This is a genomic window from Streptomyces bluensis, assembly GCF_014650715.1.
GTDB lineage: Bacteria > Actinomycetota > Actinomycetes > Streptomycetales > Streptomycetaceae > Streptomyces > Streptomyces bluensis.
Genome location: NZ_BMVM01000006.1, coordinates 53,359 through 70,576, shown reverse-complemented (window position 1 = coordinate 70,576; position 17,218 = coordinate 53,359). Strand labels below are relative to the sequence as shown.

At 70.5% G+C, this 17,218-nt stretch carries 15 protein-coding genes, 2 pseudogenes and 2 riboswitches; of the genes and pseudogenes, 7 read left to right on the top strand and 10 right to left on the bottom strand.

What is annotated here, in order from left to right:
- Window positions 1–320 precede the first annotated feature (320 nt).
- The 3 genes from IE262_RS17250 to IE262_RS17240 form a co-directional block, all read right to left on the bottom strand.
- Entirely contained in the window at window positions 321–1,112 is a 792-nt protein-coding gene (locus IE262_RS17250; RefSeq protein ID WP_189874665.1) for an enhanced serine sensitivity protein SseB C-terminal domain-containing protein, read from the bottom strand.
- Between the two features lie 175 nt (window positions 1,113–1,287).
- The gene (locus IE262_RS17245; RefSeq protein WP_189874663.1) at window positions 1,288–2,064 is read right to left on the bottom strand and encodes an enhanced serine sensitivity protein SseB; all 777 of its coding nucleotides are present in this window, start codon (window positions 2,062–2,064) and stop codon (window positions 1,288–1,290) included.
- A 160-nt stretch (window positions 2,065–2,224) separates the two neighbouring features.
- A complete protein-coding gene (locus IE262_RS17240; protein WP_189874661.1) occupies window positions 2,225–2,911 on the bottom strand; it encodes an AAA family ATPase in 687 nt (228 codons plus the stop codon).
- A 220-nt stretch (window positions 2,912–3,131) separates the two neighbouring features.
- Window positions 3,132–3,239, top strand: a riboswitch (glycine riboswitch).
- Window positions 3,240–3,373, top strand: a riboswitch (glycine riboswitch).
- Between the two features lie 39 nt (window positions 3,374–3,412).
- Here IE262_RS17240 and gcvT point away from each other — a divergent pair.
- The 4 genes from gcvT (at window position 3,413) to IE262_RS17220 (ending at window position 7,987) form a co-directional block, all read left to right on the top strand.
- Window positions 3,413–4,546, top strand: a complete 1,134-nt coding sequence (gene gcvT / locus IE262_RS17235; protein WP_134036169.1) for a glycine cleavage system aminomethyltransferase GcvT — start codon at window positions 3,413–3,415, stop codon at window positions 4,544–4,546.
- A gap of 227 nt (window positions 4,547–4,773) precedes the next feature.
- On the top strand, window positions 4,774–5,151 hold the full coding sequence (gene gcvH / locus IE262_RS17230) for a glycine cleavage system protein GcvH (RefSeq protein ID WP_134036164.1): 378 nt from the start codon (window positions 4,774–4,776) through the stop codon (window positions 5,149–5,151).
- 15 nt (window positions 5,152–5,166) lie between these two features.
- Window positions 5,167–6,432, top strand: coding sequence for a serine hydroxymethyltransferase (gene glyA / locus IE262_RS17225; RefSeq protein ID WP_189874659.1), 1,266 nt, complete (start codon window positions 5,167–5,169; stop codon window positions 6,430–6,432).
- Between the two features lie 172 nt (window positions 6,433–6,604).
- Window positions 6,605–7,987 carry an L-serine ammonia-lyase gene (locus tag IE262_RS17220; protein WP_134036158.1) on the top strand — a complete coding sequence of 461 codons (1,383 nt, stop codon included), beginning with the start codon at window positions 6,605–6,607 and terminating at the stop codon, window positions 7,985–7,987.
- Between the two features lie 101 nt (window positions 7,988–8,088).
- Here the strand turns inward: IE262_RS17220 and IE262_RS39480 are convergent.
- The 4 genes and pseudogenes from IE262_RS39480 to IE262_RS17205 form a co-directional block, all read right to left on the bottom strand.
- A pseudogene (locus IE262_RS39480) lies at window positions 8,089–8,208 on the bottom strand (IS5/IS1182 family transposase); the annotation flags it as partial.
- A gap of 51 nt (window positions 8,209–8,259) precedes the next feature.
- Window positions 8,260–8,844, bottom strand: a complete 585-nt coding sequence (locus IE262_RS17215; RefSeq protein ID WP_134036152.1) for a TMEM165/GDT1 family protein — start codon at window positions 8,842–8,844, stop codon at window positions 8,260–8,262.
- 274 nt (window positions 8,845–9,118) lie between these two features.
- Window positions 9,119–9,892 carry an ATP-binding protein gene (locus tag IE262_RS17210; protein WP_189874657.1) on the bottom strand — a complete coding sequence of 258 codons (774 nt, stop codon included), beginning with the start codon at window positions 9,890–9,892 and terminating at the stop codon, window positions 9,119–9,121.
- 262 nt (window positions 9,893–10,154) lie between these two features.
- Window positions 10,155–11,186 carry a sodium:calcium antiporter gene (locus IE262_RS17205; protein ID WP_229877327.1) on the bottom strand — a complete coding sequence of 344 codons (1,032 nt, stop codon included), beginning with the start codon at window positions 11,184–11,186 and terminating at the stop codon, window positions 10,155–10,157.
- 680 nt (window positions 11,187–11,866) lie between these two features.
- Between IE262_RS17205 and IE262_RS17200 the strand changes: the two are divergent.
- From IE262_RS17200 to IE262_RS17195, 3 genes and pseudogenes are all read left to right on the top strand, one after another.
- Window positions 11,867–12,754: pseudogene (locus IE262_RS17200) on the top strand (lysozyme); the annotation flags it as partial.
- Between the two features lie 36 nt (window positions 12,755–12,790).
- Window positions 12,791–13,174 (top strand): peptidoglycan-binding domain-containing protein, encoded by a 384-nt coding sequence (locus IE262_RS39475; RefSeq protein WP_229877326.1) that lies wholly within the window; start codon window positions 12,791–12,793, stop codon window positions 13,172–13,174.
- 41 nt (window positions 13,175–13,215) lie between these two features.
- Complete coding sequence (locus IE262_RS17195) at window positions 13,216–13,995, top strand: D-Ala-D-Ala carboxypeptidase family metallohydrolase (RefSeq protein WP_189874653.1); 780 nt, start codon at window positions 13,216–13,218, stop codon at window positions 13,993–13,995.
- Between the two features lie 67 nt (window positions 13,996–14,062).
- Here IE262_RS17195 and IE262_RS17190 read toward each other — a convergent pair whose 3' ends face one another.
- The 3 genes from IE262_RS17190 to IE262_RS17180 are packed head-to-tail and all read right to left on the bottom strand — an operon-like array spanning window position 14,063 to window position 17,117.
- Window positions 14,063–14,764, bottom strand: a complete 702-nt coding sequence (locus tag IE262_RS17190; protein WP_134036119.1) for a response regulator — start codon at window positions 14,762–14,764, stop codon at window positions 14,063–14,065.
- Window positions 14,761–16,683: a PAS domain S-box protein gene (locus IE262_RS17185; protein WP_189874651.1), complete on the bottom strand. Its 1,923-nt coding sequence runs from the start codon at window positions 16,681–16,683 to the stop codon at window positions 14,761–14,763. Before IE262_RS17185 ends, IE262_RS17190 begins: the two co-directional genes overlap by 4 nt.
- Window positions 16,680–17,117: a hypothetical protein gene (locus IE262_RS17180; RefSeq protein WP_189874649.1), complete on the bottom strand. Its 438-nt coding sequence runs from the start codon at window positions 17,115–17,117 to the stop codon at window positions 16,680–16,682. The genes IE262_RS17185 and IE262_RS17180 overlap by 4 nt, the downstream gene beginning before the upstream one ends.
- Window positions 17,118–17,218 lie beyond the last annotated feature (101 nt).

The following is a 17,218-nucleotide window of genomic DNA, read 5'->3' as shown; positions in this document are numbered from 1 at the left end:
GCCTGATCGTCCGTCGTGGTCAGGGGTGCAGACCCCTGCTCGTACTCAGGGGTATAGACCCCCTGATGCGGGAGTCTTCAACGCTTCGCCGATCTGTTGCCAGCCTTGACGGCGAATGGATGCCTAAACGTGATGCTGTCCTGGGGGTTCCGTTATCCGGACGTCACACAACGTGATTCGGACGCGGGGCAGTTGGTACATAAGAGGTTGCGGCTTACATTTACCCGCGTAGATACGGACATGTCCCTTAAAAAAGCCGGGAGCTTCTGTGGGCGTATTGTGAACAGCGGTTGAAGAGCCGGGGAGGGTGGCCGGGGTGCTCAGTACACGCCCGGGTATCCGTATCCGCCCGCCGTGGGGGCCTGGACCGGAGCTGTCGCGTGCGCCTCGCGGTCGTAGAAGGGGCGGGCGTTGGCGCGCAGCCACATCGCCACCGGGTCGTACTCGTCGGACATCGCGACGGTCGAGACGGGCAGCCCGTCCGGGACCGCGCCGATGGACTGCTGCATCATCGCCCGCACCGAGTCCACGGCCGGGGGCGAGGTGTCGTACACATCGAGCCCGATGGCCAGGTACGGCGCGCCGAGCGCGGGCTGCACCCAGGCGCGGCGCAGTGAGCGGACGGCCGGGGTGCGGTGGGCGTTCTGTGTGAGCAGGGCATAGAACTGCGGGGTCTCGATGCCCGGTTCGGAGAGCCGCAGCGGGCCCGCGGGCTGGCGTTCGAGGCCGGTGGCGATCCGGCGCAGGTCCAGCCAGGGGATACCGACGCCGCCGCCCGGCGCATGCGGGTTCAGCCACAGTCCATAGTGGTCGGGGTACAGGGTGCGGGCCACGTCGAGGCCGTCGACCACCTCGTAACTGCGGTTCCAGCCGCTGGCCGAGAGCTCCTGGGCGGAGGTGACGCAGGGCGCGTATCCGTGGCCCTCCACCTCCATGTTCCCGTACTGGGCGTCCGGGGAGCCGGCCTGGCCGTGCCACAGCAGCATCCAGACCTGGCCGGAGGACGGGGTCGCGAGCGCGCGCAGCAGCGCCTCGTAGGCGTCGTAACGCCCGGGCGTCACCTGGCGCAGCATGTGCTCGACCTGGCCGGTCGCGGTGCCGCTGGCGCTCACCTTTTACCGCCCCTTCAGTTGGACTCGCTGAGTATGAAACCAGCTTAGGTGGCTGCGCCGACAGCAGCCGCCTCAGAGCTCGGGGCTTGCTGTCTGCCGGCGGCTGCGGGTTGTTTTGTGGCTTGTCGCGCAGTTCCCCGCGCCCCTTACGGCCGCGCCCCTGTCGGGGCGCGTCTCAGTGGTCCCACTGGTAGAACGGCCGTACCTTCTCGCGCATCCATTCCCCCACCGGGTCCTGGGCCACGTCGAGGAAGACCATGTTCACGGCGTACTTCACGGGGGCCGTGGCCAGCGCGCGTCCCACGGCGTCCAGGGGCAGGGCGCGGTCGGTCTCCCAGGAGGTCAGTTCCACTCCGATGAACATCACCGGGTCGGCGGTCTCGATGGCGGCCAGGCAACGGCGGGCGCTGAGCACGGCGCCGGTCCCGGCGAACTCGGCGGAGGCCGCGGTGAGGAAGTCCACGGGGTCGTCCTGCCAGTCCGGCTCGAACAGCCGCACCCTTGCGCCGCTCGCCGCCCCGTCCAGCGGGGTCCGCCCGGCCCGGCACACCTCGGCCACGGCGGCCGGCGGCAGCGGCACACCGACCACGCCGTCCGGGTTCACCGCGATGCCGACGTGCGGCGGCAGTCCGCGCGCGAACTCGACGGCGGGCGCGATCGTGTACGACATGTGGTTGCCGACGACCTGGCGGAACTGCTCCTCGGAGCTGAAGACCGGCACATACGCCTGTCCCTCGATCTGCGTCGTCGGCAGGTCGAGCGGGCCACTGTGCGGGCCGCCGCCCTCGGGCAGGGGCACCCACAGGAAGCTGCGGGCGAGTACCTCCACGATCCGTCCGCCCGCGCTCGGCTGGCCGAGGGCCGCCGAGAGCACCTCCTCCAGCTCGTTGCCGGGCCATCCGCCGTGCGGGTGGGGGTGTGCCTGTGCCGGGAAGTCCGCCGGGATATCCATCTGCTGCCTACCGCTTGCTCTCCGAACCGCTGCTGTGACTGAACCCTAATGGGCGCATCGGGGCCCCCGCCCCTGTGCGAGCCGCGAACACCCCGCGGCGCGGGCGCGGCCGCGGGCAGCGCGGCGCCCCACCCCGCATGGCTCCAGGCAGCGCGGCGCCTCACCCGGCGAAATCAATCCGCTTCAACACGCCCGCCGCCGCCCGGTCCAGCAGCACCGCGCCCCCGCAGCCCTCCGGCAGCCGCCCCTTCTCCACCGCCCGCAGCAGCCGGGCCGTCGCCGCCCGGTGCCGGGCGAAGGCGTAGTGCGACACCCCGCGGCCGCGCTCCCGCTGGCCCTCACGGGCCTCGTCAGGGGTGACGTCGAGGAGCAGCAGATGCAGCGTGCCGCCCCGGCGGCGGGCCTCACGGGCGAGCCAGCCGCGCACCCAGGCCTGCGTGCCGCAGTCGTGCACGACGACACCGGCGCCGGAGCGCAGGGCGCGGTGCAGTCCGGCGTAGTGGGCGATCCGCACGAAGGGGCGGTACAGCGTGTACGGCAGGACGCGGGCCAGGCGCGCGTCCCACCGGTCGCGGGTGTCCTGGGAGTCGATGCGCGGGCCGCGCACCGCCCGCCGCATGAGGGTCGACTTGCCGCTGCCGGGAAGTCCGGTGACGGCGACGAGGTCGTTCGCCCCGAAGGTCAGTCCGTGGGGGCTGCGGCCCGAGCGCTCCCGCAGGTCGCGGACGACCGCCGTCGCGAACGGGCCGCACGCCTCCCCGGCCGGGGCCGGCCGCCGCTCGGGCAGCGCGATGCCGTAGGTCGTCGCGTACGCCGTGGTCCTGTTCACCGTGATCGTCCTCCCCATGGGTATGGAGTCCCATCCCCGTTGAGTGTAAAGAGAAGGTAATGCCCGCTGCCTGCCTTTTCCGTTCTCGTACCGCTACAGCCCTGCTACAGAACGCTGTGGCTCGCTGTGATTCCTGTGCGCCCGCCGTGCGGGGCCTTCCGGCCGCCCACGCGAGGGGGCCCTGCCGTGCCGTACCGATGCGTGCAATGATGTGCGCGCCAACTGCATACCGGCCGCTTGAATCCGCGCGGGAGAGTCCCCAGCCGAGTACGACGCGTACTTCTGGGGCGCCGAAGGAGCAAGTCCCTCCCTTGAATCTCTCAGGCCCAGTCACCGCGCGGGCGAGGCACATCTGGAAAGCGGGCCGCCCCTGATCCCAAGGACGCACGGGCGCGGCTCCACCCAAGGTGCAAGCCGTGACCAACCGGGGCATCCGTGGTCATGGCGAACCTCTCAGGTTCCGATGACAGATGGGGAGGAACGACCTCGCCTTCCCCCGTCCCCCTGGGAGCAGAACCGATGAGCAGCAGCCCTCTCCGCCGCACCGCGCTCGATGCCCTGCATCGTTCGCTCGGCGCGACGATGACCGACTTCGCCGGCTGGGACATGCCCCTGCGGTACGGCTCCGAGCGTGACGAGCACAACGCCGTCCGCACCAGGGCGGGCCTCTTCGACCTGTCGCACATGGGCGAGATCACGGTGACCGGGCCGGAGGCGGCCGCGCTGCTTGACCACGCGCTGGTCGGTGACATCGGGGGCGTACGGGTCGGCCGCGCCCGCTACACCATGATCTGCCGCGAGGACGGCGGCATCCTCGACGACCTGATCGTCTACCGGCTCGCCGGTTCCGAGGCCGGGTCTTCTCCCTACATGGTCGTCGCGAACGCCTCGAACGCCCAGGTGGTGCTGGACGCGCTCGTGGAGCGGTCCGCCGGCTTCGACGCCGAGGTCCGCGACGACCGGGACGCGTATGCCCTGATCGCCGTCCAGGGCCCCGAGTCCCCCGGCATCCTCGCCTCCCTCACCGACGCCGACCTGGAGGGCCTGAAGTACTACGCGGGCCTGCCCGGCACGGTCGCGGGAGTACCCGCTCTCATCGCCCGCACCGGCTACACCGGTGAGGACGGCTTCGAGCTGTTCGTGAAGCCGGAGCACGCCGTCGAACTGTGGCAGGCGCTGACCAAGGCGGGCGAGGGCGCCGGCCTCGTCCCTTGCGGCCTGTCCTGCCGGGACACCCTGCGCCTGGAGGCGGGTATGCCGCTGTACGGGCACGAGCTGTCGACCTCGCTCACCCCCTTCGACGCGGGCCTCGGACGGGTCGTGAAGTTCGAGAAGGAGGGCGACTTCGTGGGGCGTGAGGCGCTCGCCGCGGCCGCCGCCAGGGCCGGGGCCAACCCTCCGCGCGTCCTCGTGGGCCTGGTCGCCGAGGGCCGTCGCGTCCCGCGCGCCGGGTACGCCGTGGTCGCCGACGGCACGGTGATCGGCGAGGTCACCTCCGGGGCGCCCTCCCCCACGCTCGGCAAGCCGATCGCGATGGCGTACGTCGACGCCGCGCACTCCGCGCCCGGCACCCCCGGTGTCGGCGTGGACATCCGGGGCACCCACGAGCCGTACCAGGTCGTGGCACTGCCGTTCTACAAGCGGCAGAAGTAGCAGAGCAGAGCAGCACAGCCGAAGCAGCACAGCCGAAGCTGAAGCAGAGGCCGAAGCAGAGGCCGAAGCTGAAGCTGAAGCTGAGGAAGCGAAGCAGAGGAAGCGGAGAGCCGCGCGGCACCGCCCCGAGCGTGGCCTCGCGCACCGCGCACACTTCCGCTGCTCACGCGCGTATACATCAATACCCCATTCATCACCGCTCCCCCGCGTACAGGAGAATTCAGGCCATGAGCAACCCCCAGCAGCTGCGGTACAGCAAGGAGCACGAGTGGCTGTCGGCCGCCGAGGACGGCGTCGCGACGGTCGGCATCACGGAACACGCGGCCAACGCGCTCGGCGATGTCGTCTTCGTCCAGCTTCCTGACGTGGGCTCCGCGGTCGCCGCGGGCGAGACCTGCGGAGAGCTGGAGTCGACCAAGTCCGTGAGCGACCTGTACGCCCCGGTCACCGGTGAGGTCACCGAGATCAACGAGGACGTGGTCAACGACCCGTCGCTGGTCAACTCCGCCCCGTTCGAGGGCGGCTGGCTCTTCAAGGTACGGGTCACGGAGGAGCCGGCCGACCTGCTCTCCGCCGACGAGTACACCGCCTTTTCCGCCGGCTGAGGAGTCCTGCGCCTGATGTCCGTTCTGAACACGCCCCTGCACGAGCTCGACCCGGAGGTCGCCGCCGCGGTCGACGCCGAGCTCGTCCGCCAGCAGTCCACCCTGGAGATGATCGCCTCCGAGAACTTCGCTCCGCTCGCGGTCATGGAGGCGCAGGGCTCGGTCCTGACCAACAAGTACGCCGAGGGCTACCCCGGCCGCCGCTACTACGGCGGCTGCGAGCACGTCGACGTCGCCGAGCAGATCGCCATCGACCGGGTCAAGGAGCTGTTCGGCGCCGAGTACGCCAACGTCCAGCCGCACTCGGGCGCCTCCGCGAACCAGGCCGCGCTGTTCGCGCTGGCCCAGCCCGGGGACACCATCCTCGGCCTGGACCTGGCCCACGGCGGCCACCTGACCCACGGGATGCGGCTGAACTTCTCCGGCAAGCAGTTCGACGTGGTCGCCTACCACGTCGACTCCGCGACCGGCCTCGTCGACATGGCCGAGCTGGAGAGGCTCGCCAAGGAGCACCGCCCGAAGGTGATCATCGCGGGCTGGTCGGCGTACCCGCGGCAGCTGGACTTCGCCGAGTTCCGGCGGATCGCCGACGAGGTCGAGGCCCACCTGTGGGTCGACATGGCGCACTTCGCGGGTCTGGTCGCGGCCGGTCTGCACCCGAACCCCGTGCCGTACGCGGACGTCGTCACGTCCACCACCCACAAGACGCTGGGCGGCCCGCGCGGCGGCATCATCCTCGCCCGGAAGGACTTCGCCAAGAAGCTCAACTCGTCCGTGTTCCCGGGCTTCCAGGGCGGTCCCCTGGAGCACGTGATCGCGGCCAAGGCGGTCTCCTTCAAGGTCGCGGCGGGCGAGGACTTCAAGGAGCGCCAGCGCCGCACGGTCGAGGGCGCGAGGATCCTCGCCGAGCGTCTGACCGCCGCCGACGCGCGCGAGGCCGGCGTCGACGTCCTGTCCGGCGGCACGGACGTCCATCTGGTCCTGGTCGATCTGCGCGCGTCCGAGCTGGACGGGCGGCAGGCCGAGGACCGCCTCCACGAGGTCGGCGTCACGGTCAACCGCAACGCCGTTCCGAACGACCCGCGGCCCCCGATGGTCACCTCGGGCCTGCGGATCGGCACGCCCGCCCTCGCCACCCGCGGCTTCACCGCCGAGGACTTCGCCGAGGTCGCGGACGTCATCGCCGAGGCGCTCAAGCCGTCGTACGACGCGGAGGCGCTCAAGGCCCGGGTCAAGGCCCTGGCGGACAAGCACCCGCTGTACGCCACTCTGAACAAGTAGGTCCTTTTCACCTAGGTCTTTTTCACCTAGGCCGTTTCAACGTAGGTCGTTTTCAACGTAGGTCCTTTCACGCAGGGCCCTTTCACGCAGGCCCTTCCCGTGGGGTGTCGCACGCTCGCACCTGAGCGGCACACCCCACGGGCCCCCGCACCACCCGTCTTGAGGAGTCACCGTGGCCGTCTCGGTCTTCGACCTGTTCTCGATCGGCATCGGCCCGTCCAGCTCCCACACGGTCGGCCCGATGCGCGCGGCACGCATGTTCGCCCGCCGGCTGCGCAACGAGGAGCTGCTCGACGCGGTCTCCTCGGTCCGCTGCGAGTTGTACGGCTCCCTGGGCGCGACCGGCCACGGCCACGGCACGCCCAAGGCCGTGCTGCTGGGTCTGGAGGGCGCCTCGCCGCGCTCGGTGGACGTGGAGACGGCGGACGAACGGGTGGAGCAGATCAAGGAGGCGGGGCGGCTGCGTCTCCTCGGCGAGCACGATGTCCGGTTCTCCTTCGACGACGACCTGGTCCTGCACCGCCGCAAGGCACTCCCGTACCACGCGAACGGCATGACCCTGTGGGCGTACGACGCGTCGGGCGCCGAGTTGCTGACGAAGACGTACTACTCGGTGGGCGGCGGCTTCGTGGTCGACGAGGACGCGGTGGGCGCGGACCGCATCAAGCTCGACGACACCCCCCTCAAGTACCCCTTCCGCACGGGCGACGAGCTGCTGCGCCTGACTCGGGAGACGGGCCTGTCCATCTCGTCCCTGATGCTGGAGAACGAACGGGCCTGGCGCACGGAGGAGGAGATCCGGACCGGGCTGCTGGAGCTGTGGCGGGTGATGCAGGCGTGTGTGGCGCGCGGCATGTCCCGTGAGGGCATCCTGCCGGGCGGCCTGCGGGTGCGCCGTCGCGCGGCGGTCTCGGCACGCCAGCTCCGGGCCGAGGGCGACCCGTCGGCCCGCTCCATGGAGTGGATCACGCTGTACGCGATGGCCGTGAACGAGGAGAACGCGGCGGGCGGGCGCGTGGTGACGGCTCCGACGAACGGCGCGGCCGGCATCATCCCCGCGGTCCTGCACTACTACGTCAACTTCGCGGCGGGCGCGGCCTCCGAGAGGGAGAGGGAGGACGGCGTGGTCCGCTTCCTGCTGGCCGCCGGCGCCATCGGCATGCTCTTCAAGGAGAACGCCTCCATCTCCGGCGCGGAGGTGGGCTGCCAGGGCGAGGTGGGTTCGGCCTGCTCGATGGCGGCGGGTGCCCTGGCGGAGGTCCTGGGCGGCACCCCCGAACAGGTCGAGAACGCGGCCGAGATCGGCATGGAGCACAACCTCGGCCTGACCTGCGACCCGGTGGGCGGCCTGGTCCAGATCCCCTGCATCGAGCGCAACGGCATGGCCGCGGTGAAGGCGGTCACGGCGGCCCGCATGGCGATGCGCGGCGACGGCTCGCACAAGGTGTCCCTGGACAAGGTCATCAAGACGATGAAGGACACCGGCGCGGACATGAGCGTGAAGTACAAGGAGACGGCCCGGGGCGGGCTGGCGGTGAACATCATCGAGTGCTGACGGTGCAGGCCCTGACCCGTCCAGGTGGAAGGACCGCTCCCGTCGCCGCTTACCGGTTGCCGCCCCGGCCTGCCAACGCAAGGTCACGCCACTGCACGCCCGTACAGAATCCCGTCGATCACCTGCCGGTGATCCCGCCACCTGCCACAACGTCCCTTGCCGACCGGCAGGAACGGCCGAAGCCGTTCCCACTCGGCATCTGTGGGATCACCCCGCCCCATGCCACATCAATGGCCCGGGGAGGGGGTGGTCGCGTATGCGGGCTCGGCGGGTCAGGCGGTGAAGGCTTCGATGAGTGTCCACACTGCCAGTGCGGCCATGCACAGGCCCCCGAAGCGCTGGACGGTCTTCAGCGGGACCCGCTTGGCGATGAAGCGGCCTGCGAGCAGGGCGAGGGCGGAGACGGACATGAGGGCGGCGGCGGAGCCGATGGCGGTGGGCAGCCAGCCGTTGGTAGCGGCGAGGTTGGCGGTGGTGATCTGGGTGAGGTCGCCCCATTCGCTGATGAAGACGGCCATGAAGGCGGTCGTGTAGACGGGCCAGAAGCCGGTGAGGGTCTTCGCTCCGTCTTCGTCGTTCTCGTCGTCGCCGCCGCTGCGCAGGAGAACGACGGCGCCGAAGGCGAACAGGGCCGCGGAGACGAGCTTGACGGCCATGTCGGGGAGCAGGCTGAGGAGGCTTCCGGCGCCGACGGCGATGGTGACGTGGACGATGAACGCGGTGGAGGTGCCGAACCACACGTACAGGGGGCGCATGCGGGTGCCCATGGCCAGGGAGGCGAACATCGTCTTGTCGGGGAGTTCGGCGAGGAAGATCAGCCCGAAGGCAGTGAGGATCGCCAGGGGGTCGAGAGTCATCCTGGTGCTTTCTGCTGGGCCGGGCCGCCGGTTCGCGCAGCACTTGGGAGGGCGGCGAGAACCGGTTCGGCCCGGCACGACGGATCGGTCCGCACGGTTGTGCGGACACGGTGGTCATGCATGGCCGAAGGTCTCGTCCGCCGCGGCGGTGATGCCGGGCCCGATGGCCGGGACAGACAGCTGTCCAGTGTGTCGACCAGCGGTATTGCGGGACTACTCCCCTTCGCTGCTCGCATTCTAAACAGAGGGGAAAGGGAGGGAAAGGGCGGGTGGGTCATGGCCCACATCCTGGACGGTCCTGTGGTGGCAGACCGTGATCGTGCATGCGGTGCTGCATGCCGCTGGCGGTCACCGACAGCCAGTGGCGCAGCTCCAGGCCCTCTTCTCCGTACCAGGCGGCGACGGCGACGGAGTGAAGGAGCGCGCAGGTCCAGCAGCCGGGCACCGGGACGAACGCGTTGGACGGCGGCGGTGGTGCGTCCGGTGAGCGGGACGGGGCGGTGCCGTCCGCGGCGGGAACGGTCGGTTGGCTGTCCGGGGTCCTTCGCGGCGGCGCGGTCAGGTCCGAGGGACTTTCCGCAGAGGGGCTGGAGAAGTGGACTGGGTCGCCGGTAGCTCCCTTCGTGAGCGGAACGGTCACTGATATGCGCTTGCCGAAGGGTTCCGTGTGAACGCTGACGTGGTCGCTGAGCGCGGTGACGATTTGCATGCCGTACTGGTGTCCCCGCTCGGCGTCGCCGCGGCACAGGACGGGGGCGGCTTGCACGCTGTCCCAGACGCTGACGTCCACGGTGTGGGGTGTCGCGGTCAGGGTGAGCAGGACGCGGCCGGGTGCGTGCTGGCAGGAGTTGGTCAGCAGTTCGCTGACCACCAGCTCGACCGTGTCCTGGTCCTCCGGCATCGCGGTCTGCCCGAACGCGCTCTGGCTCGCGCCGACAAAGCGGCGGGCGACGGCACGGGCCTCGGCGACACGGGCTGGGTCACCGTCGTAGGCGGCGGAGACAGTGAGGGGTTCGTCCGCCGGCCGAGGCGGAATTCGCGGGGTCATATCTCGGCTCTCCTGGTGCCGGAGGCGACGCGAGCGGCGAGCGCCTCCCACCGTCCGGTCCGCCGTCTCGGACGCCGCCGGCGTCGCCGGCCGGTCTCCTTGGCGTCATCGGGGCGTGTCGTCTTGCGGGCAGGTCCTGCCATGGCGTGTATCCCTTGCCTGTGTGCGGGGGAGGGAGTGATGGGCACGGCCGTGCGGCGTCGCTGACACGGCACTGTCGGTGTGCTCCCGTCGGCCGTGCGCGGCAGCACCCCGGTGCGTGTCAGCCGAGGATCGGGATCAGGCCGAGAGCGAAGAGCACGTAGAAGCCCGCTGCGACCGTGAGGCGCCTGGGGGTGAGCCGGTGGGCACGCATGGTCAGCAGCAGGTAGGTGATCGCGGCCATGGTGGTGAGCCCCGACCACAGCAGGGCGGCGTCGAAGTGCCAGCGGGTGAACAGCAGGCCGATCCCGGAGGGGACGGTGGCCTGGATCATCATCGCGCCGGAGACGTTGGCCAGAGCGAGTTCCGTCTTGCCCTGCCGGACCCAGATCACCGCGTTCATGATCTCCGGCAGCTCCGTGGCAATCGGCGAGAGCAGCAGAGCGGTCACGGTCGCGGACAGGCCGAGCATCGGGCCGATGACATCGAGTTGCTTCACGAAGAAGTGCGCGGCGAAGAAGATCACCACCAGCGTGGCCAGGGTCTGGGCGACGACGGCCCAGGTGGCCGGCGAGGTGGCCTTCGGCTGAAGCCTCAGCGGCTCCAACTCCTCGTCCTCGTCACCCTCTTCGGCTCGGCTGCTGCGGATCTCCCGCCAGAAATAGACCGCGTACGCCGTGAAGAACAGCAGGCCGAGAGCCGGCTTGAAGGCGAAGGCCACAAGGCCGAGGGCCACCTTCACGATGAAGATCGGCAGGAACCACTTCTGGTCCTTGGCCAGCCGCTTCATGTCCTGCTCAGTACCCGTGGCCTCCTCGGCATCCGGGGATACGGCCGAGTCCGAGGGCGGCGTACCGGCGGTGGCCAGGACAGCAGCGCGCTCCCGTCGCCGCTTGAGCAGCAGCATCGCGCCGGTGACGCCGTAGGCGACCGTGGCCAGGGCCAGTGGCCCGCCCATCGCGGCACCGATGCCGATGTCCTTGGCCTCCTCGGTGCCCCCGGTGGTCACCGCGACCAGCGTCACGACCGACTCCGGAAGCGCGGTACCGAACGCGGCCAGGACCGTTCCGACAGCCATCCTGCCCACGTTGAGGCGTTCGCCCAGCCACTCCACGGCATTGACGAACCACTCGCACGACAGGTAAATCGCCACCGCGCAGACAAGGAGAAATACGAAATGGATCACGGGTTCGTCCAGCCTCCCCGCACCGGCGGGGGCTTCGAGGACGACCGCGCGAGGGGAAACGGCGGCAGCTTCGACCCCGCCGACACGCATACGTCGTCGACACAGGGCCGAAGGTCTCGCCCGCCCTCGTCACCACCGGACAAGAGCCCGGCCACCGGGAACCCGAAAGTTCCAGTATGTCGACGACCGGTTCGCGGGGCTACTCCCCTTCGCAGCCCCAGACCCTACACGCTCCCACCCGTCCCCTGACAACCGCTGCATGCGGCGGTCCCTGTCCCGCCGCGGGTGAGGCGCCGCGCGGCGCCTGTCGCGGACGTGGCACCGGTGCACGAACGCCTCACACGCGGAACGGGGTGAGCCGGGCTCGGGCCGTCGGTCCCTACGGGTCCGGCCCGCTGGGATTCAACTTCCCGCCATGCCGAAGATGTTGCGAGCATGCCAATGCCTCCCTAAAGTTTACGCGCGTCAACCCACGTTGTACGCGGAGGAGTTGTCGGCACGCCATCGCCTGCCGGCCGCCCCACCGTGACCGGCTCTCACCAACGGATCGCAGTTCCAACCCCCCACTGCCGACCGCCGATGACCGCACCGCGGCGGCCCCGGTTTACGCGCGTAGCAGCATCCCTCCACACACCTCTGGGAGCACCATGCCTGCAGCCATCTTCTCGCGGTTCAGACCCGGTGACACCGGTACCGGTATCGGCTCCGGCCGGACGCTCGCGTGGACGGCCGGTCTGCTGGCCGCCGTCCTGACCCTGCTGCTCCTGCCCGGCGCCGCCACGGCGACGGCCGACGACGGCCGCGGAATCCCGGTGCGCATGACGCACCCGGACCAGGACCACGCCGGAGCCGGACTCCAGCGCCTGCGCGCGGGATCGTCGTCGGCGACCGTGGCGCCGCTCGCCATCAGTACGGGCCCGGCCGGCCTCGACGTCAGCAGCCACCAGGGCAATGTCGACTGGGCGTCCGTCAAGAGCAAGGGCGCCGCCTTCGCCTACGTCAAGGCCACCGAGGGCACCACGTACAAGAACCCGTACTACTCCCAGCAGTACAACGGCGCGTACAACGTCGGGCTGATCCGCGGCGCCTACCACTTCGCGCTGCCCAGCAACTCAAGCGGTACCACCCAGGCCGACTATTTCGTCAACAACGGCGGCGGCTGGACCGGCGACGGCAGGACGCTGCCGCCCGCCCTGGACATCGAGTACAACCCCTATGGGGCCACCTGCTACGGGATGAGCCAGAGCGCGATGGTCTCCTGGATCCGGGAGTTCAGCAACCGGGTGCAGGCCAGGACCGGGCGCTACCCGACGATCTACACCACCACCGACTGGTGGAGCGCCTGCACCGGCAACAACAGCAGCTTCGGGGCCACCAACCCGCTGTGGATCGCCCGTTACGCCAGCAGCCCCGGCACACTGCCGGCGGGCTGGTCGGCCCAGACGATCTGGCAGTACTCCGACTCCGGAACCTTCCCCGGCGACCAGAACACCTTCAACGGCACCCAGGCCGACCTCCAGGCTTTCGCCAAGGGAAGCTACAACCCGCCGCCGACCAGCAGTTGGCCCACCGTGCAGCAGGGGGCGAGCGGTGAGCGGGTCAAGACCCTCCAGTACCTGCTCAAAGCGCACGGTGCGACGTTGACGGTGGACGGCGCGTTCGGGCCCGCCACCGACTCCGCGGTTCGTTCGTTCCAGTCCTCCAAGGGCCTCGCCGTGGACGGCATCGTCGGGCCCGCCACCTGGCAGGCCCTCATCGTCACCGTGCAGCAGGGATCGTCGGGACCCGCGGTCCAAGCGGTGCAGAGCCAGCTCAACACGCGCGGTTACGCGTTGACGGTGGACGGCGCGTTCGGGCCCGCCACCGATTCCGCGGTGCGGTCGTTCCAGTCCGCGCGCCGCCTCACCGTGGACGGCATCGTCGGTTCCCACACCTGGCAGGCCCTGGTCGCCTGACCTTCGGCGGAGAAAGAGTCATCCCCAGTAAGGAGACTTCCATGCATTCGGTACGACACTCCGGTTCCGGTCTCGACCGCCGCGGCCTGCTGCGGGGAGCGGCGGGGGTCACGGCCGCGCTCGGCCTGGCAGCGACCGTCAACCTCGGGGCGGCGGGCAGGGCCTCGGCCTACAGCTGGACCCGCACCCTCCAGCAGGGCGTCTCCGGCGCCGACGTGGTGGAGTTGCAGATCCGGGTCGGCGGCTGGGCCGCGTCCAGCGCCCAGCAGACCTACGTCGCCTGGGACGGCGACTTCGGCCCGGCCACGGCCGCCGCCGTCAAGCGCTTCCAGTCCGCCTACGGCCTGAGCGCGGACGGTGTCGTCGGCCCGCAGACCCAGAGCGTGCTCAACAGCCTGGAGAGCGGCGACGGATCGACGGCGCACTTCGACTGGAGCGAGTTCCAGTCGAAGGACGGCTCCGGCTTCGGCGGCGGCAAGGTCGGCTCCGCCCAGGTCAAGGAGAACGTGCGCCGGACGATGTACAAGCTGGAAGCCCTGCGCAAGAAGGCCGGGAACAGCGCGGTCACGATCAACTCCGGCTTCCGCAGCGTCTCCCACAACGCCTCGGTGGGCGGCGCGTCCAACAGCATGCACGTCTACGGCGTCGCCGCGGACATCGTGGTGTCGGGCCACAGCACGCTCCAGGTGTACCGGATCGCCGAGACCTGCGGCTTCTCCGGGCTTGAGGCGTACACACACTCCTGGCAGCACGTCGACAGCCGCGTCCAGTACCCCTCGTACGGCTCCGGCTCGTGGTGGTGGGAGAGCGGCGTGGTGTGATCCGCCCGCCCCGGCACGCCGGGCCCGGCCGCGCCGTCATGGCGCGGACGGGCCCGGCGTCCGGCCGTCAGGATTCGTTGGTCTCCGCTGCCGGGTCGGGCTGCGCCGGGCGGAAGCCCCACTCGGCGGCCTTGGCGACCGCTTCCAGCTGGGATCGTGCGTCCAGCTTCTCCAGGATTCCGCGTACATGGGTGCGTACCGTGGCGTAGCTGATGGTCAGGCGGTCGGCGATGGCGCGGTTGTCGACGCCCTGAGTCATCAGGGCGAGGATCTCCTGTTCCCGGCTGGTGAGGCTCTCCAGCCGTTCCGTCTGCTCGGCGAAGACCCTGGTGGTCTCGCGGTGCCGGGCGAGGACCTCCATGAGGGTGCGGGCGGGGATGAGGGTTTCGCCCGCGGCTGCCGCGCGGATCGCGGAGGCGATCTCGTCCCCGCCAGCCGACTTGAGCAGGTATCCACTCGCGCCCGCCTCGACCGCGGCCAGGAGGGCGGCGTCGCTGGCGTCGGCGCTGAGGAAGACGACCGCGACCGTGGGGTCGAGGGCGCGGATGCGGTCCGCCGCCTCGGCGCCGGTGCCGTCGGGGAGCCGGTAGTCGATCAGCGCCACCTGCGGACCGAGTTGCTCCGTCATGGGCACCGCCTCGGCGACCGAGTCGGCCCAGCCGACCACGGTCAGGTCGTCGTACTCGTCGAGCAGGGCCCACAGCCCCTCCGCCACGACCCGGTGGTCCTCGACGAGCAGCACCGTGGTGAGGGCGGGCGCGCTCTTCATGGCTCGGTGTGCCGTTCCGGGGGGCCGCTGTTGTCGTCCGTACGGCATTCCGGGGGAGGCAGCGGGACCTCGGCGAGGGGCACCCAGAACTCGACGGTCGTGCCGGCTCCCGGTGCGCTCTCCACACGGCTCCAGCCGCCCGCCATCTGCGCCCGCTCATGGATGAGGGCGAGGCCGAGGTGACCCGGGCGGGACTCCACCTCCAGCGGGTCGTAGCCCACGCCGTCGTCGACGATCCGCATCAGGCAGCCGTCGTCCACGCCCAGCAACTGCACGCGGACGGTCTTCGCCCGCGCGTGCTTGGTCACGTTCATCAGGGCTTCCTGGGCGGTGCGGTAGATCAGCACCATCGTCTCGACGGGCAGCACGGCCTGCAGCCGGTCCTCGAACTTGTAGTGGGTGCCGGTCTCGGCGCCCATCCGGTCCAGATAGGTCTGCAGGGCCGTGGCCAGGCTGCCGTGTTCCAGGCTGGACGGCCGCAGGTCGAAGATCAGTTGCCGCAGGCGGCTGAGCGACAGTTTCAGGGTCTCGTCCAGCCTGTCCATCACCTGCACGTCCTTGGGGTCCGTCAGCCGCCCGCGCAGCTGCTGGAGGCGCAGGCCCACGGCGGTGATGACCTGGATGGTGTCGTCGTGGATGTCGCCGGCTATGCGCCGGCGTTCTTCCTCCTGGGCGTGGATGAGGTGGCTGAGCAGGGCCTGCCGGTCCCGGCCGGTTCCCTCCAGGAGTTCCAGGCTGCGTTCGAGGACGAACTGGGCGCGCTGCACCTCGGTGATGTCCCGGACGGTCAGCACGGTGAACACGCCTTCCCCGGTGCGCAGCGGGCTGACGCTCACGTCGGCCGGGAACTGCTTGGTGTCCTGGCGCCGGCCGACCAGTTCCACGCTGTGGCCCGCCCGTTCCTGCCAGGGCTCGGTCCAGTCCCGCAAGGAGACGGTCAGCGGCTGGTCGGGCAGCAGCGTCTCGACGAGCATCCCGAGCAACTGCTCCCGGCTGTACCCGAACAGGGACTCGGCGCGGGGGCTGGCCTGACGGACACGGCCCTCGGCGTCCAGGAGCAGCATGGCGTCCGGCGAGGAGTCGACGAGCTGGCGCAGCCGGTCCCCGCTCGCGCCGGTCTCGCTGAGGTCCGTCACGTACACCACGTACCGCGGGCGCCCGTTGCGCAGCCGGCCGCCGACGATCCGCGCGGGAAACTCCGTGCCGTCCCGGCGCAGCCCCGGTGTCGCCGAGGTGGGGGCGATCAGCTGTCCGGCCGCCGTGGCGGCGCCCGGGTGCTCGGGCAGCAGGTCCCGCAGCCGCTTGCCGCGCAGCTCGGCGCCGCTGTAGCCGAACATGTGCCGGGCCTGTGCGTTGGCGAGTTCGACGCGGTCCTGGGCCCCGGTGATGAGCACCCCGCACGGGGCCTGTTCGAGCAGGTCCAGGCACGCCTTCTCGTCGACGCGCGGGGGCGTGGTTCGTACGCCGGGGACCGACAACAGCGGCCTCGGTTGCCGCTTCAGCGGTTCCAGGCAGGCCTCGACGAGCTTGGCCGACATGCTGAACTGGCCGCGGGCCGCACGGGTGATCGCCTCCAGGATCTCCTCCGCGGGCGCGCCCTTGACCAGGTAGCCGACGGCTCCGGCGGCGAGGACATCCAGCACGGTCTCGCGGTCCGCGTAGGCGGACAGGGCCAGGATCCTGGTGTCCGGTGCGCGGTCGCGAAGGGTGCGTACGGTGCCGGCGGCGTCGCCCTCGGGCATCTGCACGTCCAGGACCAGAACCCTCGGGCGCGTCCGGCCCACCGCCGACACGGTCTGCTCGTGGTCGGCGGCCAGGCCGACGAGTTCGAAGGCCGGGTGCGACCCGATCAGGTCGGCGAGCGCCTCCCGGACCTCGGCGTCGTTGTCGGCCACCATGACGGGGATACGGTGGTTCATGGCCGTCCGCTCCCCCCGAGTACGGCGTCCGGCAGGTGGTGGGTGCCGAGCTGGTCACGCCGGCACACGCCCAGGAACGGCATGACGGAGGCGACCGGGGCGATCAGGGTGTCGTAGTGGCCGCCGATCCGGTCGCAGACGGCGATCGCCATCACCGCGTCCCAGACCGCCGCCCAGAAGGCCCAGTCGTGCCGTTGGTGGCTCTGCGCCGTGTCCAGGGCGGCCCGGCGGGCCACGGACGCCGCCACGAGGATGCGATAGCGCTCCTCGTCGGTGGTGGTGCGCCGCACCTCCGCCCATGCCTCGGCACGGGTCTGGCTGGAGGTCTGCCGCCACACGCCGGCCACCCGGTCGATCTCCTGGGGCGACAGGTCCTCGATGTGGGTGAGGAACTGCAGGACCCTTCGGGAATTTGGCCCAAAAATGGTAGTCATGGTGCACTCCATGATGTTTCTACCCACAACTATGGAACACCGGGTTGCCTGACGGGCCGCCTCGGGAGACGCAGTTTTGGGCATCTCCGGCGAGGCAGCCC